Here is a 24228-nt window from a genome sequence, read left to right on the forward strand (position 1 = left end):
GAAAGTGGCCATATCCAGAACTGGGCAATGGTTATGAACCAACTTCTTCTTCAAGATGAACTAAAAGATAGAGTGTTAAAGTATCTTGAGTAAATTAGAACTTACACACTTTATTTGACAAGCCCGCCGTCCATAAATTTTTATATAGCTGGATTTGCTTTCATTAATAAATTTTCAGTTGAAATTAATTCATCGTCTGCTTTCAAAACTCTTGCAGTAGTATTTTCACTCTTTATAAATGAAAACGTATAGTGCTCTGTGTTATTTACATTTTTAGCTGTAAACAAGACTTCATAAGTACCTTCAGGTATATCAATTGACACTGTTTCCATTACAGAACCTATTTCTACGCCACCCTTTTCAACTTTGAACGGAACAACAATCGCTCTTATTATATCATCATCAGTTTCTATTTTTTTAGTCATCTTCACAGTAATCATACAATCACCATCACTAGAGAGTGTTCCAAAGGAAACTGAACCCTCTCTCCACGAAAATCCTTGATTTACATGAGTTTCATTCCAATCATTAAAAGGGTTATCAAGTCCATACTGAAATAATGCAATCTGTGAATAAAGTATTTCAGTTTCAAAAGAAAACTCACTCATTTATATAATCCCTCCATTATTTAAGTCTTACTCTTGTTCCATCTGGATAATTTCTTAACTTATTCCCTAAATAAGCACCTGCACCTCTGTTATCAGATGGACTAACAGGTCTCACACTTGCCCCCATACCGCCCTCTTTAAACATTGCTGGTGGGTATTCATCTAAATCCTTTCCTGGAACTTTATCTAGACCGCTTAAGCTATCTTTTCTTCGTAACTTTGCACCTGAACGGTCAATGGTTAATGTGTCTGGATGACCTGCTTTTTGTGCGTCTTGAATATGCTTACTTGTTTCAGGATATCTATTACTAGGTATAGTTACTTCAACATCAACTTTACCCGTACCCTTACTCACATTACTTGCAGCACCACTGCCTCGCGTAGCTTTACCCGCACTATTGGCGCTGAAGCCTAACTTTCCTAACTTAGCTACTTTGAGCACTTTTCCGATTGGCACAGGCACGAGACTAACTGCCGCAATGGTTCGATCTAGGAAGCTGGCGTCCTTGTTGAATAGGGTATTTACATCATCGAACACAAGGAATTTCGCCGATTTCATGCCGATTTTCCCTGCTACTTTTGCTCCTACGACAAGTCCTGCGCCTACTTGCTGTAACCCGGTGGTTGCTTTTTTAGTCGCTATTTTCGCCCATGATCCTAGTTTACCAAATATTGACGGACTTTTCGGCTCTGGTGTATGCTGCTCCATCTGCTTACATTTTATTATTACAGCTATATTCGACCATTTACTAAATCAAGCTACCACAGTCCTGATGAATTAAGGACTGTGATTACAATGGTTACCCTTATTCTCGGCACTAGGTCATCCATTGTAAATTCAAAAAGGGTGTCCCAAAAGTAAGTCTTTTGGTGACACCTCTAAATATTTAACCTCTTATTTGTTTATTAAATATATCGTGAAGATAGACTTCTTTTGGGTTGTTTAATAAAATACTATTTTCATCTTTCTTATAGAATAGTTCTAGTTTCCCCTTATTTGTGTCACTTTCAATAGTTCTTACACCATCGAGTACTGCAAATAATCCGAAAATGGAAGTATCCACTGCTCTTTTAACAACTTCAATTAATTTCTCTCTGTCAGTATCATCCAGTTGATTAAACCAACTGGATAATTCTATATCTTCACTACTTGGTTTTCTTCCTGGAGGGTCAATTAAATCTTCTACACTGTCTGTTATACTTTCTTCTCTAACAACTTCTATAATATTCTTAACGAAATCTTCGTTATTCATTTAAAACTATTCTCCTTTCTATTTTACAAATGAACCTGGATACATAGATTTATTAAGATTCATTAACTCTTTTAAGGTACTATTTGGAGCATTCGTATGCCTTCTTAAATCCCAAATATCTTTTGCTAATAAATCTCTCGCACTACCATTATAATCTCCTTTTAGGGTAGGTATCCTCTTATGTTCTCTAAAAGGAACTGCAATAGATGGAGCATATTGAGGGTTGTATCCATCTATAACTTGACTGGCAGGATGTTTCTGTCCTACATGATGAATGTCTAGCTTGTCTCCTACAGCTGACCTTTTTTGTAAGTCATCAAACACCCCTACCTCATATTTCTGTACTTTACCCGTACCCCTACTCACATTACTTGCAGCACCACTTCCTCGTGTAGCTTTACCCGCACTATTGGCGCTGAAGCCTAACTTTCCTAGCTTAGCTACTTTGAGCACTTTTCCTATTGGCACAGGAACGAGATTAACTGCTGCAATGGTTCGATCTAGGAAGCTGGCGTCTTTGCTGAATAGGGTATTTACATCATCGAACACAAGGAATTTCGCCGATTTCATGCCGATTTTCCCTGCTACTTTTGCTCCTACGACAAGTCCTGCGCCTACTTGCTGTAACCCCGTGGCTGCTTTTTTAGTCGCTTTTTTCGCCCATGATCCTAGTTTACCAAATTTTGACGGACTTTTCGGCTCTGGTGTACACTGCTCCATCTGCTTGCATTTTATTATTACAGCTATCCGTATATTTCAAGCTATATCCATCTTTGGCTTGCTCTTGAGTCGAGAGTCGTATATACCCGACAATGTTCAAATTTTTATCCTCCCGTTACGAAAATTCAGATCAACGTAACGCTTAGCCACTATATTTAATATAAATTTATTGCATGCAGCTTAAGCGATACAATCAACCCCTTTACCGATACAAATTAATTGTGTATCGTAAAAGTAAATTAAAAAAGAGGAAGGGAACTATCATTCCAATATCCCCTATAAACTAAAAAGGACGGCTAACAATAGGGTAGCCGTCCAAATTCTACATTACATAGTTAATTCTTTTATTCTGTTTCATCTATTGACAACACTTCTAAACCTGCACAATAAAATCTAATCATGTTGTTCTCATAATCTTCTACTAAATATTTCTTATTTTGTTCAAAGCCACTCGCACTCAAATTATTAATTTTAAAACCCATTAATTGATTGTAACTGTTTCCAAATCCTAATAAATCAAGAGAAGAAACATCATTAAACTTCATTTTCAAAGTGAATTTTCTTTTATCCACTTCTAATATAAAGTCTATTTCTAAGAATGACACTGGGTCATAATAAGAATTATAACCAATATAATAATGGAAATCCGTAATATACTTAACATTTGTTGATTTGAAATTAGGAATTTTCTTTTCCAATTCTGTTCCTTCATACCACTCTTTCATCATTACTTTATCCTCCATAAATTATATCTAAATTCCATCCCTTTCTCAGGATGGTACCCAGGCCCATATTTATATTCATGTAAATGTGGAACTGAATGGTCTTTTGGCATACTGTGGTCTGAATGGTCAATCCGATATTTCTGTCTACCAAAGTTATCATAAATTACAGTTGATTTTTCTGTTTTACCATTATAATCCCTGTAATGGTCTATTTTTGAACCTGGAGTAGCATTTTGTGGTGCTTTCTTCCTCCAATATTCATCAGGTACAAATGGTTCTTTTGCTATATCATTACCCTTACCCTTAGTACCCCTACTCACATTACTTGCAGCACCACTTCCTCGTGTAGCTTTACCTGCACTATTGGCGCTGAAGCCCAACTTTCCTAGCTTAGCTACTTTGAGCACTTTTCCGATTGGCACAGGCACGAGACTAACTGCCGCAATGGTTCGATCTAGGAAGCTGGCGTCTTTGCTGAATAGGGTATTTACATCATCGAACACAAGGAATTTCGCCGATTTCATGCCGATTTTCCCTGCTACTTTTGCTCCTACGACAAGTCCTGCGCCTGCTTGCTGTAACCCCGTGGCTGCTTTTTAGTCGCTTTTTTCGCCCATGATCCTAGTTTACCAAATATTGACGGACTTTTCGGCTCTGGTGTATGCTGCTCTATCTGCGCTAGCATTTCGTTATAAGCCTGGGCTCGTCGTTGTCCTCCATAACTCAGCTCGGACGTATACGGGACACCATCTAAGCTACTTGAAGTTCGCACTGCTTTTGCATATGGTGGTGGACCATAGGATGCTATTTCTTCTGCGTTTCGATGCATAAGATCTTGAGCTGTAATTGTCTCGCTCCACTCGATATAACCATTTTCGGTAAATTGCTGCGTTTCCTCTTCTAATATTTTAGGGATGTCGCCTTGCACTAGCATCCACTTTGCATAATCATAGGTCCAGCTTTCAAAGATATCCTGGCGATACGTTTGGCGAATAAATCGATCTTCAACCGATGTATTTACTAGCTGCGTATCAGAGGTTGTTTTCGCATAGGATCCTTCTACATAATTCCAGAACTCAGCATATTCGGTGCCGCCTTTATTATAACCGATCGAATAATCTGCTTGATTCCGAACCCATTCCGGTACATTCCCACTTGGATCTACCATATTGATGGGATTATTCATTACATATGCATATCGATTTAACGATTGGGTTTGCTGTGGAACCCCTGGATACGTGTCCTCCGAGATAAATCTTCCATTTGTCGGGCTGTACCATCGGGCACTATAATCCATTAATCCTGCAGTAGGGTCATAGGTTTTTCCTGTATATCCTGTTGCATTGTATGGTGCAGGCATATTGGTAAATAGATTTCCAAATGCATCATAACGATATGCCATAACATGGTCACCAATACGATCAGATACGTCTAGCACATTCCCCGTTGGATCATAATTATAATATAAGAGCCCGCCTCTTGTCCGAATATTCCCTGGCCATCCTTGCTCCTTTTGTCCATGGAAGCCAAACATCTTACGTGATGTCACTTGACCATTTCCCTCATAATATTCTACGAGCGGCTGACCTTTTGGACCATATTCCTTCATCACATTACGATCAAGTCCACGATACATGTAGTACGTCTGTTCAGAGGAAAGGGTTGTACTATCTTGCTTTTTAAATAAGCCATATTTTTTACCGTTTCCTCGGTTAATGGCATTCCACTTTCCATGACCTTTTCCATTGTTTTGTTTAATGGATTTATAATCATACATTGTAGCTTCTCGAAGGACCTTTCTACCTAATGCATCATATTCATAGGTTACTTCCTGTCCATTCGAATAGTAGACACCACTCAAACGATTGTCGGCAGTGTAATCGTATTTAACAGTGCCATCATCTGCCCGCTTTTCTACCATATTACCATTTGCGTCATAAATATAATTGCTGGTTCCGGAGCGAGTCATTTGATTCGCTTTATTATAGTCATATGTGGTCACTTCTCCATCCGCGACCATCTTTGTTCGATTTCCACTAGCATCATATTCATAGTTTGCTTTTTTAACTGGTGCCATCATATATTCTGGCTCTGGATGGCTTTTTTCATCATAGAAAGCTTGCCATTCTATTGGCTTGCCACCATGAAAAACATTCTTCTTCGATTGATTATTTTCTTTTCCGTTCCCGTTACCCTTTCCGTTATTTCCTTTATTACTAGAGTTATTATTCTTATCCTTATTTGGCTTGTCGTTTTTATTTCCTTTATTATTATTGGAGTTCTCTTGCTTATCTTTATTTGGTGCGCCTTTTTCATTATTTTTCCCAGCTCCGTTTGAATCAGCTTTAAGTTCATTTTGTTCTGCGTGAACGGACATAATAAATGAACTAAAGAATTCTACAAAATGCTCCCAAATGGAAATGAAGAAGTTTTTAATTCCTTCTATGACGCTTTCAAAAAAATGAACGATTTTACTAAAGAAAGAATCACTTTTTGCAGTAGAGTCTTCTTCTACATTTGCAGCCGAAGCATCTTGTGCTTGTTTTTTATCAATGTTCTTTCCGTCTTCGTCAGCAGTTTTCTCATTTCCTTCTATCCGGTCATTTTTCTCTGATTCAGAGAGTTCAATATCATTAATCCATTTATTTACATTATCGTGCTCTAAATCCATTGTTTGCTTATTGGTAAACTCTTCAGAATTAACGGTGTCCTTATTTTTATTATGGTTCTTGTTCTTTTTATCCTTTGGTGGAGTATAAATATTGTCATGTAATTGTTCTAGTTTTTCCTTCGGATAATTTACTTCTATCAAACGATTTAGTGCATCATATTGATAAGTAGTTTGTGTACCGTCATCTGAATAGTCACCAATACGATTTCCAATTGCATCATAATAGTATTGGGTAGAGCTATTGTTTAATACAAAACGATAATTTGTGTTACTCATTTTCGTAACGTTTCCATCAGCATCATAATCTTTACTGATTGTATTACCGTTCGCCAGTAGTCTTGAGGTTTCTCTCCTCATAGAGTCATATTCAAACATTGTTTTATTATCATCTGGATCCGTGACACTTGTTACTAAATCACGATTATTGTACGTATAGGAAATCGTCCTGTCTTCACTATTAGTGAGGGAAGTTATGTTACCAACCTTATCGTATTGGAAAGTTAATTGCTTATCCATCGTTACATTATGCTGGTTAGTTAATCTTCCTAAATTATCGTACGATAATTTATCCACAGCAGCTGGCGAATGCATCTCCGTTAGTCTATTCATGCGGTCATATTTATAGGTTGCCTTGTAATCATCAAATGCAACGGATTTTACATACCCATTGGAAGTGTAGCCATAATCAATCGTGTCTCCAACTGGTGTCTTTTCTTTGATTAGCTGACCTGCCAAATCATATACAAATTCAGACTTGTCTCCTAAAGCATTCGTTTCAATGGTTGGTTGATTATTCAGATTATATTTCCACGTTCGATCATTTCCATTAGGATCGGTTAGTTTTGTTAAATTTCCTGCTGCATCATATTGATAGTTTGCAACTCCACCAAGCGCATCCTTCACTGTTGACAATTGATTTAAACGATCGTATCCATACGTCGTCGTGCTACCTATTGCATTTGTTTCTTTAACTAAATTTCCTTCAGGATCGTATTGGAAAGAAGATATAGATCCACTTGGATTCTTTAATTTTGTTATTTGATTCAATGCATCATAAGTATATTCAGTCTTACTGTTATCAGCATGCGTTTCCTGAATTAAATTCCCAACTGCATCATAGGAAAACTTGGTTTCGAAACCATCAGTATCTGTCGCTTTAATTAATTGCCCAATTTTATCATATTGATAACTGGATTCTCTCTCTAACGGATCCGTCTCTTTTAGCAAGTTCCCTTCGGTATCATACTCTAATAAAGTCTTGTCATGTGAAGGGTTCGTTACTTTTGTAACCTGTCCATTCGTGTTGTAGGAATAATTCCACTCCGCTCCCTCTGCATCAACTTCTTTTATTTTCCACCCTAAAAGGTTATATTGAAATGAAGTTTGACCACCAGCAGGATCTTTATATTTTGTAATATGACCTGTTTTATCGTACGTATAATTAGCTTTCCGTCCAATCGGATCTTCTACAGTTGTTCGATAACCCAAGGCATTATATTCATACTTCCAAACGCCTCCCTCGGGTTCTTTAATTTGTATAATGTTTCCTTCAGAATCGTATTTAATCTCCGTTGTTGCCCCTACAGGATTAACTTCTTTAATCAATCTACCTAATAAATCATACTGAGATTTAGAAGTATTCCCATCTGGATCGATAACAGCAGTTTGGTTTCCGACTACGTCATATTGATATTTATACACATGACCTTTTTTATTTTTATAACTATCTAACAATGCCATAGAATTGTAGGTGTATATTTCTTCATGACCTGCAGCATCGGTTATTTTTACAACGTTGCCAAGTGCATCATATGCATAGCTCGTTTTTCTTCCTAATGCATCGGTTTCTTGTACTAATTGATTTAATGCATTATATTGATACTCGGATACATGGCCAAGTGCATTGGTTTCTTTGACGATTCCTTTTTGATCATTATATTCCAAGGAAGTAACATTCCCTAATTGACCTGTATGTTTCGTAATTCGATTTAACGCATCATATACGTAGTGTTCTGTTTTATTATTCGGTGTTTGAATGCGAATAACGTTATCAAGAAGGTCATAATCATAAACCGTACTTTTATTTAATGGATTAATTTCCTTCTTCACTCGGCCAAGTGCATCGTATTCATATTTAAAAACCGCTCCATTCTCTTGTGTAGCTGATAGAAGTTGACCAGCTTTATCATAGGAATAAGAGACCGTCGCCTCTAACGGCTTTTCTACCTTTATCATTTGCCCATTCTTATTGTAAAAATAGTGCATTGTCTGATTCAGTGAATCGGTCAAGGATGTCATTTGCCCATTCTGATTATATGTCATTTTTGTTAATCCGTTTTCGGCATCTATTGCTTGAATCAGATTTCCATTTTTATCATAGGAGTATTTAGTTACTCCATTGTTCGGATGGACAACTTTCGTTAATCGACCATTCCCGTCATAATTTTGGATTAATTCTGCGCCATTTGGCATCGTCTTTTTAATGATTTGATCATTTGCGTTATATTTAAATTTTGTAGCATAACCTAAAGGATTGATCTCCTCTGCTATTCTTCCAAGTGCATCAAATTTCCATTTCGTTATATTACCCAAAGGATCTTTTAATGATGTTCTTCTACCCGCTTTATCATAACCAATCTTTGTCGTTCCTTTTATATCCTTAATAGTAGTTAATAATCCCGTGTTGGTATCGTATTCATAGCTTGTAACCTGATTTAAAGGGTTTTTGGTGCTTTTCAAACGCCCAAAATCGTCATAAATATACTGCTCAGCTTTACCATCTGGACGAATGACTTTTGTTATTTGATCTAGTGAATTGTATTCATATTTTGTCGTTTTTTCTAAAGGTTCATTCACTTGAGTCAATCTACCAACTTGGTCATATTTATATTCTGTACGATGTCCTAACTGATTTGTTAATCCAACAATCTGATCAAGCGAATTATATTCATAAACGAGGGTGCTTTTATCAGGATAAGTAAATATTCTTTTGTTTTTGCTATCTTGATAGTCCCATTGATATATATCCCATTGGATCTTTGATTTTAGTTGGTCGATCTAATGTGTCATAGTCAAATTCCATTACTCCACCATTAGCATCTGTTATCGATGTAACGCGACCAATGGCATCATATTGGTAAGAAGTTGCTTCACCTTCTCCATTCGTCATTTTAGTTAACCACTTATTGGAATTATAAGCGTAGGTATTTGTATGCCCGTCTGGATTTGTTTGGCTTTTAAGTAACCCGTTTTCATAATAGCTAAAGGTTGTTTTCTGATTGAGTGCATCTGTTTTACTTACGAGTTTGCCATTTATATATTGATATTTGGTTGAAGCCCCAGCTCGATCTGTTTCTTTTACCAAACGCTTGGCATAATCATATACATAGGATTCACTTGTTCCATCTTGATAAGTTTTTGAAGCTAAAAGACCAAGATTATTATACTCAAGGCTTACAGTCTCTCCAGTCGGGAATGTTTCTGATTTCAATGTACCATCTGGATTATACGTGTATTGATGCTGGCGACCGATTGGATCTTGTACGGAAATCAAACGATATTGCGCATCATACTTGTAAATGGTTTTCCGTTTCAATTGATCTGTTACAGATGATAGTCTACCTTTATTGTCATATGTGAAATTATACGTTCCATTTGCATTTTTAATAGTTTCTATTCCAAATGTAGTATAACTATAACTTGTAGTGCCTTCCGATGATTTCACATTTTCTACACGGCCTATATCATCATAGGACACCGTTTTTGTTTCATGTGCACTTTTTATAGTAACAACTTGTCCGACGGCATTGTATTCATATTCAAATTTACGTCCTATTTCATCTGTAAATAAGATTAAATTTCCATTCGCATCATATTCGAATCGTTGCTCATGCTGAAGAGGATTAATTATTTTTTTTATTCGACCAGCTGCATCGTATTCATATTGATACGTTTCATTTCTACTGTTTTTCTTTGAAAGCATTCTACCTTCAGCATCATAAGTAAAGCGTTCGGTTTCTCCGGAAGGCATTCTTTTTTCTGTAAGACGTTCTAAATTATCAAACAGATATGTTGTTTTTTCACCCATACCATTAATCGATTCAAATAATCGACCATCTTTATAAATAAACGATAATTTTTTATTGTTGTCATCGATTACCCCTGTAATCTGGCCTTTATCGTTATAATCATAAGTTGTAATGATATTGTTGTACGCTTTTTCTACTACATTTCCTGTTGCATCATCAATTGTGAACATCGTGTTTGATCCACGGTTGTCCTTAATTGCAGTTGGAACATCCCATTTTTCATGGTATTCAAAGGTTGTTTTTGTACCATCCATCAAATGCTGAGAAGTTTTTTTCATTTCATTGTCATACGAAAAAGACATCGTTCCTTTAGGAGTAGTCATTTTGGTTAACAAATCATCATTGTTATACGTATAGGACGACTCTTCATCTAATGGATTCTTTTCACTAACAATTTTTCCATCTCGAATTGTAAACGCCCACTTGTTGTTTAACGGATCAATTAACGTAGTTTTAGCTATTTTCCCATTGCTGTCTTGTTGGTAGGATAATTGATATTGTTGTGATACATCTGGCTTGATTACCTTACTTATTTTTTTCTTATCATATTCAAATTGTGTTTTTTCATCTTTTCCTTTTGTAATACCGATGAGTTGATTATTTGCATAATTATATTCCACAACACGACCATCACGGAAAGTGACATTTATTAATTGATTCTTTGTATCGTATGCATAATGAATACTTTTTCCGGCTGGGTCTGTTATTTGTGTAATTACTTCACCATTCCATTTAAAATCGATTGTACGTCCGGAAGTATCAATAACTTTATCTAATCTTCCTAGCGAATCATACCGAAATTCCATTGTATTTCCATATCGATCAGTACGTTTTACCATTTTCCCTGCGCTTGGATCAAAATTATTGGTATCCTTACGCCATGGGGCAAAATAACCATTGTAGGTTATAGTTGTTCCATGCTGCCCTGTTACTACATATTCATCCTTTGAAATTCTTTCAAGTGTTTCCCCATTATCGCCTTTTTTATAACTACCTTTATGTAATTCATAGTTGATTAATTCATCACCATCATAACTTGTTATATAACCATCCTCTGGTCCGATAACAAAATCATAATTAATGATACTGCCATCACTCCGTTGCTCTGACATATGATATCCTTCATATATTTGGAGCAAGGAATTCAAGTTAAAGTTCCAACCCTTTCCGAATGGACCTATTTCTTGATTGCTGCTTGAATAGCTTCTTGTTAATTCAAAATCAAATCCAACACTAGCAATATTTAAGTCAGTGTTATTAAACTCGAGCTGTCCTGTTGCTAGATTGATATTGTTTGGCCGATATGCCTGTTTTGCAGGTGGTTCTAAAATTTGACTGTCTTTCACTGGCCCTTCAGGGATTGGTTTTTCTTGCAATGGTTGTGGCAATGTTGGTGTAATACTGTTAGCAGGATCAGGTATAAATGATGCTCCATTTTGATTGTCTGGAAGCATATCTAATATAGATTGCGGATCCATAAATTCTGTATTCGATAAAAGTGAATTTGCAAAAACGTTTTGCGTTGAAGGTATAAAAATAGAACTAAATAATAGCATCATAATTAGTAAAACATTTATAAATTTAGGTAATAGTTTTTTCATAATCTCCTCCGATAATCTTTTTAAAACTACTTTCACAATCATTCCAATCTACTAGATTTAATCCCCTTGTAAAAAATTAGTTCATTTGTAATATCGGCTATTTTCAGAAAAAGTTAACCTTTTATACCTATTTATTACCAAAATAATCCTAAAAACTATATCTTAAGAACTATTGATCGAAAATGAATAATGTTTTAGAACTATTTTTGTTTATTCCTTTCCAAGTGGGAATGTACCGGAATGGGTTCGGAATCAAGCAGATTATTCGATCGGTTATAATAAAGGTGGCACCGAATATGCTGAGTTCTGGAATTATGTAGAAGGATCCTATGCGAAAACAACCTCTGATACGCAGCTAGTAAATACATCGGTTGAGGATCGATTTATTCGCCAAACGTATCGCCAGGATATCTTTGAAAGCTGGACCTATGATTATGCAAAGTGGATGCTAGTGCAAGGCGACATCCCTAAAATATTAGAAGAGGAAACGCAGCAATTTACCGAAAATGGGTATATCGAGTGGAGCGAGACAATTACAGCTCAAGATCTTATGCATCGAAACGCAGAAGAAATAGCATCCTATGGTCCACCACCATATGCAAAAGCAGTGCGAACTTCAAGTAGCTTAGATGGTGTCCCGTATACGTCCGAGCTGATTTATGGAGGACAACGACGAGCCCAGGCTTATAACGAAATGCTAGCGCAGATAGAGCAGCATACACCAGAGCCGAAAAGTCCGTCAATATTTGGTAAACTAGGATCATGGGCGAAAAAGGCGACTAAAAAAGCAGCCACGGGGTTACAGCAAGTAGGCGCAGGACTTGCCGTAGGAGCAAAAGTAGCAGGGAAAATCGGCATGAAATCGGCGAAATTCCTTGTATTCGATGATGTAAATACCCTATTCAGCAAAGACGCCAGCTTCCTAGATCGAACCATTGCAGCAGTTAGTCTCGTGCCTGTGCCAATCGGAAAAGTGCTCAAAGTAGCTAAGCTAGGAAAGTTAGGCTTCAGCGCCAATAGTGCAGGTAAAGCTACACGAGGAAGTGGTGCTGCAAGTAATGTCAGTAAGGGTACTAAGGGTACGGATGAAATTGATAAGGTATTAACGAAAAATGGAGCATTTAGGGATGCAAAGAGAAGGGCGGGAATACCTAACTCTACTCAGCACAAGAAACCTGTCGATGTTTATGATGGAACAACTGAAAATAGAAGAGTATATGAATTTGAAGTAGATGGCAAGAAAAAATATATTATAGAGCATCGAGAGGATAAATTCGGAAGAGGTCCTCACTTTCATGGTGCTGACGATTTAAAGGGAAGCCCATTGGAAAAAGGAAGATATAATCAGTATCCTGGACATTCCCCGGAAGATTTTGTTGGTTATAAAAAGAAGGGTCGACCATGAGAAAGGTGATTAATTTGACTGACGAAAGAAAAACAAAAATGGAGCTGTTAAAAAGACAAAGTAGAAGAAAGAATTTGGTAAAAGAAATAAAATTCATGAATCTTACAGAGGAACCTTTTTTAGATATTGAAGATAATGATTTATTTTGTAAGAATGTGTTTTCGCTACTTAACACAAGGGAAAATAAGATTCAATTGCAAGGAGATAGCTATAAAGAACATATTCAAAAATCAATACAATTGTTAAATGATACTATTGATAATATCGAAGTAATACCAAAACAAGGAAGACTATTGTTTTTTAGAGAAAATGAAATAGAAGCAGTGTTGGTTAATGTTAATGAAGTATTTAGTCACTTAAATGAAATTATTGAGTTAACAAAGTTTTCAGTTGGATATGGAGATTTTATTCTAGTTGCAGAAGATTTTAATTTTGGTTTGTGTATTGAACGAACGGAATATTTTTATGAGTTAAGTGTTTGGGGACTATCATAAGGAAAAATTTGAGAACCTTGATTGGCTAAATGCCTTTCAAGGTTTTTTTTCTTTGCTTTAGATTAAATCAGCTGATATTGAGTGAGAGAAAAAGAAAATGACCTGTATGAGAATCGATAGCTCATGATGGTTGTACCGTCATGGAGTATCGTTTTAATACTTGGAGAAACGAACAAGAACGAGAAATGGGCGAGATGACATTTTACATGGCAAGGGTGCTATAACATGGAGTAACTAACAAACTAACGAGATCGTACATGCTCGTGGCGATAAACAATGGGTAGCTTGTAAAAGTGTTTTTTATTGACTTTGGCTCATAAATTTTGGGTTGTATTTTTTACAAGAGACGGTCGTATAATACTCGCTATTCGTTAAAAAAGCGTTACGAAAATTAAAATTTATGTAACGGGAGGGTGAGGAATTGAACGTTGTCGGGTATATACGAGTCTCAACGCAAGGGCAAGCCAAAGATGGATATAGCTTGAAATATACGGATAGCTGTAATAATAAAATGTAATCAGATGGAGCAGCATACACCAGAGCCGAAAAGTCCGTCAATATTTGGTAAACTAGGATCATGGGCGAAAAAAGCGACTAAAAAAGCAACCACCGGGTTACAGCAAGTAGGCGCAGGACTTGTCGTAGGAGCAAAAGTAGCAGGGAAAATCGGCATGAAATTGGCGAAATTCCTTGTATTCGATGATGTAAATACGCTCTTTAGCAAAGACGCCAGCTTCCTAAATCGAACCATTGCGGCAGTTAGTCTCGTACCTGTGCCAATCGGAAAAGTGCTCAAAGTAGCTAAGCTAGGAAAGTTGGGCTTCAGCGCCAATAGTGCGGGTAAAGCTACACGAGGAAGTGGTGCTGTAAGTAATGTGAGTAAGGGTACTAAGGGTACGGATAAAATAAGCGGTACTCATAGAGAACTAACGAGTCAAAAAGTTAAGGATTCACATCACATAATTCAAGATGCAGCTGTTAGAGATTTACCGCTTTATAACAGGAATGATGCACCTGCTATCCATCTCCAGGGACCAAACATAAAAGGAACAGAGCACTATATTGCGGGGCAAATTCAAAGACAGCCTGGAGGGGGAACATATGCAGCTGAAAGGAGAATAGGTTATAAAGCAATGAGAAGGGCTGGTGTTTCTGAGGAACAAGCAAGACGAGAGATTGAAAGAGTAGATCAATATTTCTCAAATATTGGAGTAACGCCAGATACTGTAACTCGAATACCAGGCAATAGAAGGAGGTAAGTTAGGTGGAAGTTGAGAAAATTATTCCTATGCTTAAACCGTTATTGGAAAATTTGGTAGAAGGTGAATATCAATTAATTCAATTAACAGGTCGAAGTGGACCATATACATCTGAGGAGCTAAAAGAACTTGTAGAAGAATATGGCGGCAAGCTAACTATTCCTCCTGATGAAGATTACAAAAATATAAACATTATAGAAGTTGAGGATGAACTCGAATACTTTATAGAGTATGAATTATGGGTAGATGGAGAGAAGTCGGACTTAACTTTAAGTTGTACGGTTCAATTTACTGAGGATGAAGTAAGAATTATCATTGAAAATATCCATGTACTGTAAATTTTTAACCTTGATTGGCTATATGCCTTTCAAGGTTTTTTTGTTATAAGTTTTATAGTTAAAAGCAATATGACTTTTGAATCAAATACTCATGATGGTGAGCAAACAACTAGAATGGAATGGTTACTGTGAATTTTCAGGATAATGACAACACTTACTACTCTATTTAACATACGATAATGACAAAGTAAGTACTGTTAAAGTAGAAAATACCAAGGGTCAATGGAGGGAGAAAAATAAAGGAATTATGTGTAAGGGAACATAAAAGAAATTCAGAGCTCATGAAGGTAGTACCATCATGGAGTTTGGTTTTAATACTCGGATATGGTGACAAGTACGATAAATAGGCGAGATGACATTTTACATGGCAGGGGTGGTTATGACTTGGAATGACCCACGGACTAACGAGAGCGTACAAGCTCGTGGCGTTCAACAACGGGTAACGTTTAAGGATGTGTTTTTGCTAACTTGGCTTAATAGTTTTGGGTTGTATATTTACTAGAGACGGTCGTATAATACTCGCTATTCGTTTAAAAAGCGTTACATAAATTTTAATTTTCGTAACGGGAGGGTGAAAATTTGAACGTTGTCGGGTATATACGAGTCTCAACTCAAGGGCAAGCCAAAGATGGATATGGCTTGAAATATACGGATAGCTGTAATAATAAAATGTAAGCAGATGGAGCAGTGTACACCAGAGCCGAAAAGTCCGTCAATATTTGGTAAACTAGGATCATGGGCGAAAAAGGCGACTAAAAAAGCAGCCACCGGGTTACAGCAAGTAGGCGCAGGACTTGTCGTAGGAGCAAAAGTAGCAGGGAAAATCGGCATGAAATCGGCGAAATTCCTTGTGTTCGATGATGTAAATACCCTATTCAGCAAAGACGCCAGCTTCCTAGATCGAACCATTGCGGCAGTTAGTCTCGTGCCTGTGCCAATCGGAAAAGTGCTTAAAGTAGCTAAGCTAGGAAAGTTAGGCTTCAGCGCTAATAGTGCGGGTAAAGCTACACGAGGCAGTGGTGCTGCAAGTAATGTGAGTAAGGGTACGGGTAAATATCAAGTTGGAGCATATAAAGATATTAAAGGAGTAGAAGGACTTGATGCCCATCATGCAGGACAGAAGGCAGCAACGAAGAAATTAGTAGATAATTATGATTTAAATACGGCACCTGCAATTAATGTTCCAAAGGTGGGGCACACCATTAAAGGACCTAATGGAATAGTTTCTAGAAGTACAAAAGGAATAGATAATCCTAGACAGTTATTGGCAAGAGATATTAGGGAACTTAGAAGAGTCTATGATGACATACCGAATTCTGCTTTAAAAGAACTTATTGAATTAAACAAAAAAATGTATCCAGAAATGAGGAAGTAAAATGAATGATATTTTTGTTAAATGGCTTTATGAGTCTATCGTTAAAGAAAACCTTCAACTATATAAAGACTTGTATGAAACAACGAATGTTACTCCTAAAACAGATGATTATTGGAAAAAAGCTATTGGTTTTTACGACAGTTTAACTGAAGAAAATAAAGATACATTAATGAGGATTATTGAACAAACCATGATCGATACCATATCAAACATGCTAGGAGTAATTGATGGAAGTTCAACTTTAAAGGATTGTTCGTTAGAACCTAAATTACTGCTTGACTCTATTGATACAGAAGGAGAACTGCAAGAATCATTTTTAGAATTCATAGAAGAAAGAGGTAGTAACAGCTAATTGAAATTTTGATTAATGAGGTTTCCATAAAGCTCTTAAAAGATATTAGAAAGTTTAAATGAATTCTATAACCTTGATTGGCTAAATGCCTTTCAAGGTTTTTGTTTGAATACTAGCTACCATTCCGGGAAATGGTAGCGTTATTTGTGCCGAATTAATCATTTTTTTGACTAATGATTTGCTTACTCGAGAACGATGTACGTTTGCTCCGAGCAAGCTTGCGAATGCTATTCTTCTGGCTTCTTGTTGCCAGTTCCACGACGAAGCTATGGATGACGGAAGCAATAATGATAGAAGCAATGACGTCGAGCACAACATGCTGTTTAATAAATAGTGTAGACAAAATGATTAAAATTCCCATCATGTGTACGAACAATGTATTGAACAGATGCTTCTTTTTTATTTGAATAAAGGCGAGCATGATGACATACGTTGTTAATACATGAATGCTTGGGAAACAATTGTAGGGCTCATCGTTTTGATAAATAAATTGCACCATGCTTGTAATCCAGTCATTGCCCGCTAGCACAGGTCTTGGTACCGTTGTTTGAAAGAAAATATAAAATAAAAAACAAATTACTTCCCCAATAACGATCGTGATTAATGCATGATAATAAACCTTTAGATCCTTAAAGCAAAAGTAAATCATATAACCAAAAATAAAGGCGTACCAGATAATATAAGGAATAACAAAAATCGGTATAAAGGGGATATAGCTATCCACCTTTAGTGGAATTTCGATTGCTTTACTTGGTTGTGTATTTAAATAGGTATAGATAAGTCCAAGAATTGGAAAGATCAATAAAGAAAGTAGGTGTGGTACTTTTCGTTTCCAGCCACTCATTGGCTTTCCCCCCTGCGATTCAATTTTCTACGCGGCAAATGGGTCGAGTGTTTGCCCCATTTATGCTATACCCAAAATAAACGAAACCAAAAATAGATAGTAAAATAAAAACGCTTTAACTCTGTAAGAAGGGTTAAAGCGTTTCTCCGTTATGGAGCATAGCGGGCTCGAACCGCTGACCTCTTGCATGCCATGCAAGCGCTCTCCCAGCTGAGCTAATGCCCCGAATACTGACCGTGATCTATTATATACTGAAAGTTCGTTCTTATCAAGCTGTTTTCGTACTGTTCCGCGTGTAACGATGGTACATCGTAACGCATTATATGCAATAGCTTTATCAAAGGCTACTGCCTACTTATACAACAAACGACAAGCTTGTTTCCCTCTTCTTTTGTTATTTGCCTCTTTTATACCATCACATAGAATAAAACAAAGGACCACTTTCATATTTCGTAAGTCTACCCGATGGAGTAGGCTTTCCCGTATGAAAAGGTCCTTTTTACAAAGCTAAATAATAAAGTAAGCAAAGATTGATAAACAGATGGAAGCAATGGTCATTGCAAGTAAAGGCTTGAGCGCTCGAGCGCGTAAGTCCTTAAAGCTGACATTTAGACCAAGTCCAACCATAGCAGCGGTTAATAGCCATGAAGTAAGTGTGTACACTCCTTGCATGACATTATCTGATACGGGGATAGAATGCCCAAATACATAGCTTCCTAAAATACTTAACAGGATAAAGCCAAGCAAAAAGTATGGAAAGGCTACCTTTGTATTTTGTTCCCCGTTTGCAGCATTTTTGCGACGCATAAGGAAGATCAATATAAAGCAGAGTGGAACAAGTAAAAATACACGTCCGAGTTTTGCAAGTAATGCGATCGCAAGCGCATCCTGGCCGGCAGGTTCGGCTGCAATTGCTACATGTGCTAGCTCGTGTAGGCTCATACCTGACCAGATACCATAATCCAATGCATCAATTGGTAGGATTGGACGGAGTACGGTATAGACGATAGAGAAAACCGTTCCCATTAACGCAATAATTCCTACACCGATTGCAGTATCTTCATCCTTGGATTTGACGATTGGTGCAACAGCAGCAATAGCAGCAGCTCCACATACACCTGTTCCTACCCCAAGTAGTAAAGATATCATTTTATCTGCTTTGAGCACTTTGGCCAACCACACGGTCAACGATATAGCAAATAGGATGATTAACGCATCTCGAGCAAGTAAACCGAGCCCATCTCTTAATACGATATCAATATTCAGCTTTAAGCCATAAAGGATGATTGCTACACGAAGTAATCGTTTTGAAGAAAATGTAATCCCAGCTCGTAATACTTCTGGGTATCCGAATAACTGCCGATAAACAACGGCAATAATAATTGCACTTGCTAATTGTCCAACATGATTAAAACCTGGAACCATTGCTAGTAGATAGCCTAAAAAAGCAATAAAAAAAGTAAAACCGATGCCAGCTATCCAATTGTACATTGTGTTTGGATTTCTTTTCGGTGTTTGCTCTGTTTCCGATGTTGTGCTCATGAAAAACACCTCCTGATATATAGCATAGTTATTGTTTAACTATAAGTAAAATAAATCATTGTTATATATATGATAAGCAAAATGATATAATAGGCATAAAAATGTGGAGTGAAAAGAACGTGGATCAACACTTGCTAGTATTTGTCACGGTAGTGCAAAATGAAAGCTTTTCCAAAGCAGCGAAGGAATTACATATGACCCAGCCTGCTGTAAGTCAATACATACGTATATTAGAGGAAAGCCTGGGAGCCAGGTTGCTCGAACGGACGAATAAGTATGTTCGCTTAAATAAAACAGGAGAAATTGTGTTTCATCATGCCAAAGAAATAATCGGCCTCTATTCTAAAATGCAGCACCTAGTAGAGGATGTAACAAATAAACCCCAAGGCGATATTACGATTGGTGCAAGCTATACGTTTGGAGAATATGTGCTTCCACATATTTTGTCCGTCTTGCAAAAGAAATATCCTGCCATTCAGCCGACTGTTACAATCGCCAACACGAAAACAATTGCTGAGCATGTAGAAAGCCACCAATTAGATGTAGGCATCGTGGAAGGAGAATTAACAGATAAGGAACTAATAGAAGAAAAGCTGGCAGAGGATTACATGGTGGTTGTTGCGTCACAAAAACATCCATTATTGGAAAAGGAGATCGTTACATCAGAAGCACTTGAAAAAGAGCGGTGGATTTTGCGGGAGGAAGGATCGGGTACGAGAGACGCGAGTGAGAAGGTGTTTGCTCAATTAGAAATAAACCCGTCGAAGCGGATACATTTTAGTAGCACCCAACCAATTAAGGAAGCAGTTGAGGCTGGCTTAGGGGTTAGCTTGCTATCAAAGTGGGCCATTCAAAAGGAGCTTCGAAACGGTGATTTAAAGGTGCTAGAAATAGAAGGACTCCCATTAACGAGGCAATTTTCAATCATAACGAACGCGGTATATCAGACGAAGGCATTAGAAGTGTTTGTGGATCTTCTTCGAAAAAATGATGTATTAACTATCTGAATTTAGATTTGTTTATCCTGGAATGGTAAATCGATTGGTGGGTAAAATGAATCATTTTTGCATGATAATAGCAAAAGCAGTGCTAAATTACTAGAAATTTACAAAAACTTAATTGTTTCCTCTTTGTGGGTATGGCATATTAAAAGTGTGTCATATTTCAATAATGTGTCATTCTATTATGAAATATGACAAAAACATTAAAAATGGAGGGAACCAATGAGACATGCAAATGTAAGGAAGGTACTTCATCTATTTCTTATTTTAGCGCTGATTTTTATGAATTATTCCACTGTATTCGCAATGAAGACCTCAGCTGCTAGTAATACAGCAGTGGCAAGTGAGCTGTTTATTTCTGAGTATGTGGAAGGTAGTTCCTATAATAAAGCGATAGAGCTTTATAATGGAACTGGACAACCAGTAGATTTAACGAATTATGAATTAGAGCTTTATAGTAATGGTGCAACACAACCAAGCCAACAACTTGCATTAACAGGAAGCTTGAATCATGGTGACGTTTATGTTATTGCACATAACCAAGCTTCAGCAGATGTATTAGCCAATGCGGATTTGCAAAATGGTTCCATCGTTAATTTTAATGGTAATGATACAATCGTATTAAAGAAAAATAATCAAGTCGTAGACATCATTGGAACGGTTGGCGATAGCGCGTATTTCGCCAAGGATGTGACGTTAGTAAGAAATGCTTCCGTTACTGCTCCGAATCCGATTTATACAATTTCAGAATGGACGGAGTATGCGAATGATACCTTTACGTATCTAGGAAGCCATCTCATGGATGGCGTTGATCCAGGAACACCACCTGACCCAGGAAATGGGGAGTATTCGATTGCTGATGCTCGTCAGTTAGCTGATGGGACAGAGGTGATCGTAGAAGGGATTGTTCTTGTCGATAATGTCGCAATCAGTACTGGCACACAATTCACGACTTACATACAAGATGCGACAGGTGGAATTAATCTATATAACTATAATCAGGGACAGCTAGCAAATGTTCAAAAAGGAGATAAAGTAAGAGTTACTGGTGTGCTAGATTCGTATCGCGGCTTAAAGGAAGTTGTCCCTACGACAATAGAAGTAATCGATTCTGGATTACCACTCCCAGCACCGAAATCGCTCACCTTAGCACAGCTTCAAGATCCTGCGGTTGCGGAGACGTATGAAGGACAGCTTGTTACGGTGAATGGATTTATTAACAATATCCCTACCTCTCCTGCTGGTGGCGGATATAATGTTTCTTTCATAGACCAAGACTTTCATGGCACAACATTACGAGTAATGGAGAACGCCTTGGATATTACACAAGTTGCATCAGATCATTGGTATGATGTAACAGCAATTGTTAGTCAATATGATAGCTATCAGCTCATTCCTACTGAACAAGCTGATATTCAATTAGCGGCAGAGCAGCCGGCACCCCCTTCTGCAGAAGGAACCTATCAATCTACTGTAAAAAGTGTTACTGATGGGGATACGATTCACCTGCAAACCCCTGTATTAGGAGCAACAAAAGTACGTTTTCTAAACATGGATACACCAGAGACGTATACGGCACATAATAGTGATCCGGCTAGACAGGAAATCAACCAAAATCAAAAATATCATGGCGATTTAGCTACACAATATATCGGTCAACTTTTACAGCCGGGTGATGAAGTGCTTGTGAAGGTTGGGCAAGAGGCTACTGATAATTATGGAAGACTGCTGGCAGAAATAATTCGCAAGCAGGATGGCATGAACATTAATGTAGAAATGGTGCGGCAAGGCTATGCTGTAACCTATTTTATTGCGCCGTTTGATGAAGCGGTATATCCGACCTATCAGGCTGCAGTAAAAGAAGCAAAGGATGCGGGACGTGGTATTTGGAATCCACAAAATCCATTGCTTGAGCTGCCTTTTGAATTTCGAGCAAATGATGATCAAAAAGGATTTTCAAAATTTGTTGGAAACTCAGATACAAAAGAATATGTTCAACCAAATGATTGGGAGCTTGTACCAGTAGATAAGCGTGTGTTTTTCTGGGATGAACAGACAGCAATCGATTATGGCTATTCGCCTGTTGGCACAGGAAATCCAAATCCACAAAATGTACACGTTCAGCTTTTAGGCATGAATGATTTACATGGGAAAATTGATCAAGAATATGCACTCGATCCAGACGGTGACGGTACTTCAGATATGTATGGTCGTATGGATTATGTTGCTACTGCGATAAAAGAAAGAGAACAGGATAACCCGAATACATTACTTGTCCATGCTGGAGATATGATTGGAGGGAGCTCGCCTGTATCTGGCCTACTACAGGACGAACCAACCGTAGAAATCATGGAGGAAATTGGATTTGATGTAGGTACGGTCGGGAATCATGAGTTCGATGAGGGAACAACGGAATTATTACGGATGGTAAACGGTGGTGAACATCCAGACGGACTTGGTACAGCCGATTATGATGGCATGAATTTTCCACTGCTATGTGCAAATTGTGTTTACAAGGATACAGAAGAAACCATTATACCTCCTTACCATATAGCGGAAGTTGATGGTGTCGAAATTGGATTTATCGGTGTCAACACACAGGATTCCGCAAATATGGTCATGCCTGCGGGGATTGAGGATATTCGCTTTACAGATGAGACAGAAGCAGTTAACAACGCTGTTAGTGAGCTTACTTCGCAAGGAATCGAAGCAATTGTTGTGTTGGCACATATTCCAGCAGAACAAGACGGTACTAGTGCAACTGGTGAAGCCGCTGATTTAGCACGAAATATCGATGATGCCGTAGATGTTATTTTTGCGGGGCATAATCATCAGGTAGTAGATGGTGTGGTTGATAATAAGTTAATTGTTCAGGCGTATGAATATGGCAAAGCCTTCGCTGACGTGGATTTAGAAATTGATCGTACAACTGGCGATATTGTAAAGAAAGAAGCAGAAATTGTACACGTTAAGCAGGCAGACTTTACACCAGATGAAACGGTATCGGAGATTTTAACGACGTACACGAACCGAATCGCACCGATTTTAAATGAAGTAATAGGTTATAATGCCCAGGATCTCACAGGTGATTATTCGAATAACGGAGACCATGGTTTAGGGAACTTAATTGCTGATGGAATGAATGCTGCCATGAATAGTGATTTTGCAATGATGAATGGTGGAGGTATTCGAGATGATCTATTAGCAGGAGAAGTGACCTGGGGTGATTTATATAACATCCAACCGTTTGGCAACACATTGATGACGTTTGAAATAACAGGCAAGGATTTATATCCGATTGTAAATGCACAGCTATCGCCAACCTATGGCCCAGATTTCAGTATTAGTGGATTTCATTATACATGGGACCCTAATACGAGTCAGGTGGTAGATATTACACTTCCAGATGGTAGTCCAATTGATATGAATCAAGTGTATACGTTAACGGTTAACAATTATATGGGCACGTCTAATGGATCAAAATATCGTGCGATTAAAGAGCTAGGTAAAAATCCGGTAATCGGACCTTCAGATCTAGACGCAACTGTTGCGTTCGTCAAGTCACTGCAAAGCTCGGAAGTGAATCCAATCGTCTACGGTTCGGAAGGTAGAATCGCGATTGCGCAAGCGCCTACACAGGTTGAAATACAGCCAAAGAAAAATAATGGTACGGCGACTGTTCATACGAAGGATTTGCAACAACTTGAACAAGGAGCACATGTGCTAATTAATATTTATAATGAAAAGAAGCCACGAAAGCTATTGTTGAACAAAAAGCAAGTACAGATTCTGAAAGAAAAAGAAGTAATCCTAGAGGTTACGGATGGGCAAGTATCGAAAACATTTAATATGAAGGATGTTCCATCAGGTGTGCTGAAAGTAGATTTACAGCAAAAATAAGCCAATCATAAAAACTGTCCTACGGGGTTAAACCTATAGGGCAGTTTTTGTT

The 24228-nt window shown here is 37.6% G+C and carries 18 protein-coding genes, 1 tRNA gene and 1 pseudogene; 9 read left to right on the forward strand and 11 right to left on the reverse strand.

What is annotated here, in order from left to right; genetic code table 11:
* Window positions 1-140: 140 nt before the first annotated feature.
* The 8 genes from comJ to QBK89_RS09255 form a co-directional block, all read right to left on the reverse strand.
* Complete coding sequence (gene comJ, locus QBK89_RS09220; RefSeq protein ID WP_284140758.1) at window positions 141-608, reverse strand: competence protein ComJ; 468 nt, start codon at window positions 606-608, stop codon at window positions 141-143.
* Window positions 609-624: 16 nt separating this feature from the next.
* Window positions 625-1317 (reverse strand): NucA/NucB deoxyribonuclease domain-containing protein, encoded by a 693-nt coding sequence (locus tag QBK89_RS09225; RefSeq protein WP_284140759.1) that lies wholly within the window; start codon window positions 1315-1317, stop codon window positions 625-627.
* Window positions 1318-1495: 178 nt separating this feature from the next.
* Entirely contained in the window at window positions 1496-1861 is a 366-nt protein-coding gene (locus QBK89_RS09230; RefSeq protein ID WP_284140760.1) for a hypothetical protein, read from the reverse strand.
* A gap of 18 nt (window positions 1862-1879) precedes the next feature.
* Window positions 1880-2581 carry a hypothetical protein gene (locus tag QBK89_RS09235; RefSeq protein ID WP_284140761.1) on the reverse strand — a complete coding sequence of 234 codons (702 nt, stop codon included), beginning with the start codon at window positions 2579-2581 and terminating at the stop codon, window positions 1880-1882.
* Between the two features lie 344 nt (window positions 2582-2925).
* Window positions 2926-3309 carry a hypothetical protein gene (locus tag QBK89_RS09240; RefSeq protein WP_284140762.1) on the reverse strand — a complete coding sequence of 128 codons (384 nt, stop codon included), beginning with the start codon at window positions 3307-3309 and terminating at the stop codon, window positions 2926-2928.
* Window positions 3309-3830, reverse strand: a complete 522-nt coding sequence (locus QBK89_RS09245; RefSeq protein WP_284140763.1) for a hypothetical protein — start codon at window positions 3828-3830, stop codon at window positions 3309-3311. Before QBK89_RS09245 ends, QBK89_RS09240 begins: the two co-directional genes overlap by 1 nt.
* A gap of 26 nt (window positions 3831-3856) precedes the next feature.
* Window positions 3857-9034, reverse strand: a complete 5178-nt coding sequence (locus QBK89_RS09250; RefSeq protein WP_349774627.1) for an RHS repeat-associated core domain-containing protein — start codon at window positions 9032-9034, stop codon at window positions 3857-3859.
* The gene (locus QBK89_RS09255) at window positions 8976-11666 is read right to left on the reverse strand and encodes a DUF6531 domain-containing protein (protein WP_284140764.1); all 2691 of its coding nucleotides are present in this window, start codon (window positions 11664-11666) and stop codon (window positions 8976-8978) included. The genes QBK89_RS09250 and QBK89_RS09255 overlap by 59 nt, the downstream gene beginning before the upstream one ends.
* Before the next feature lie 451 nt (window positions 11667-12117).
* Here QBK89_RS09255 and QBK89_RS09260 point away from each other — a divergent pair, with 451 nt between their 5' ends.
* The 7 genes and pseudogenes from QBK89_RS09260 (at window position 12118) to QBK89_RS09290 (ending at window position 16889) form a co-directional block, all read left to right on the forward strand.
* Complete coding sequence (locus QBK89_RS09260) at window positions 12118-13071, forward strand: HNH/endonuclease VII fold putative polymorphic toxin (RefSeq protein WP_284140765.1); 954 nt, start codon at window positions 12118-12120, stop codon at window positions 13069-13071.
* Window positions 13068-13565, forward strand: a complete 498-nt coding sequence (locus QBK89_RS09265) for a YxiF family protein (RefSeq protein ID WP_284140766.1) — start codon at window positions 13068-13070, stop codon at window positions 13563-13565. Before QBK89_RS09260 ends, QBK89_RS09265 begins: the two co-directional genes overlap by 4 nt.
* A 421-nt stretch (window positions 13566-13986) precedes the next feature.
* Window positions 13987-14061: pseudogene (locus tag QBK89_RS09270) on the forward strand (recombinase family protein); the annotation flags it as partial.
* Between the two features lie 25 nt (window positions 14062-14086).
* Window positions 14087-14824, forward strand: coding sequence for a hypothetical protein (locus QBK89_RS09275; protein ID WP_284140767.1), 738 nt, complete (start codon window positions 14087-14089; stop codon window positions 14822-14824).
* 5 nt (window positions 14825-14829) lie between these two features.
* Window positions 14830-15162, forward strand: coding sequence for a DUF7668 domain-containing protein (locus tag QBK89_RS09280; RefSeq protein WP_284140768.1), 333 nt, complete (start codon window positions 14830-14832; stop codon window positions 15160-15162).
* A 679-nt stretch (window positions 15163-15841) separates the two neighbouring features.
* The gene (locus QBK89_RS09285; protein WP_284140769.1) at window positions 15842-16537 is read left to right on the forward strand and encodes a hypothetical protein; all 696 of its coding nucleotides are present in this window, start codon (window positions 15842-15844) and stop codon (window positions 16535-16537) included.
* Window position 16538: 1 nt separating this feature from the next.
* Window positions 16539-16889: a transposase gene (locus tag QBK89_RS09290; protein ID WP_284140770.1), complete on the forward strand. Its 351-nt coding sequence runs from the start codon at window positions 16539-16541 to the stop codon at window positions 16887-16889.
* 154 nt (window positions 16890-17043) lie between these two features.
* On the opposite strand, the gene QBK89_RS09295 is transcribed toward QBK89_RS09290, so the two are convergent.
* The 3 genes from QBK89_RS09295 to QBK89_RS09305 all read right to left on the reverse strand — a co-directional run bounded on the left by QBK89_RS09295 (window position 17044) and on the right by QBK89_RS09305 (window position 19275).
* Window positions 17044-17733, reverse strand: a complete 690-nt coding sequence (locus QBK89_RS09295; protein WP_284140771.1) for a phosphatase PAP2 family protein — start codon at window positions 17731-17733, stop codon at window positions 17044-17046.
* A 152-nt stretch (window positions 17734-17885) separates the two neighbouring features.
* Window positions 17886-17958: transfer RNA gene (locus QBK89_RS09300), tRNA-Ala, on the reverse strand.
* 282 nt (window positions 17959-18240) lie between these two features.
* Window positions 18241-19275 (reverse strand): YeiH family protein, encoded by a 1035-nt coding sequence (locus QBK89_RS09305; protein ID WP_284140772.1) that lies wholly within the window; start codon window positions 19273-19275, stop codon window positions 18241-18243.
* Between the two features lie 119 nt (window positions 19276-19394).
* Between QBK89_RS09305 and QBK89_RS09310 the strand changes: the two genes are divergently transcribed.
* Together QBK89_RS09310 and QBK89_RS09315 are read left to right on the forward strand one after the other, a co-directional pair.
* The gene (locus QBK89_RS09310; protein ID WP_284140773.1) at window positions 19395-20282 is read left to right on the forward strand and encodes a LysR family transcriptional regulator; all 888 of its coding nucleotides are present in this window, start codon (window positions 19395-19397) and stop codon (window positions 20280-20282) included.
* 216 nt (window positions 20283-20498) lie between these two features.
* A complete protein-coding gene (locus tag QBK89_RS09315) occupies window positions 20499-24176 on the forward strand; it encodes a 5'-nucleotidase C-terminal domain-containing protein (RefSeq protein WP_284140774.1) in 3678 nt (1225 codons plus the stop codon).
* Window positions 24177-24228: the final 52 nt, after the last annotated feature.

This window comes from Virgibacillus sp. LDC-1 (assembly GCF_030137545.1).
GTDB lineage: Bacteria > Bacillota > Bacilli > Bacillales > Amphibacillaceae > LDC-1.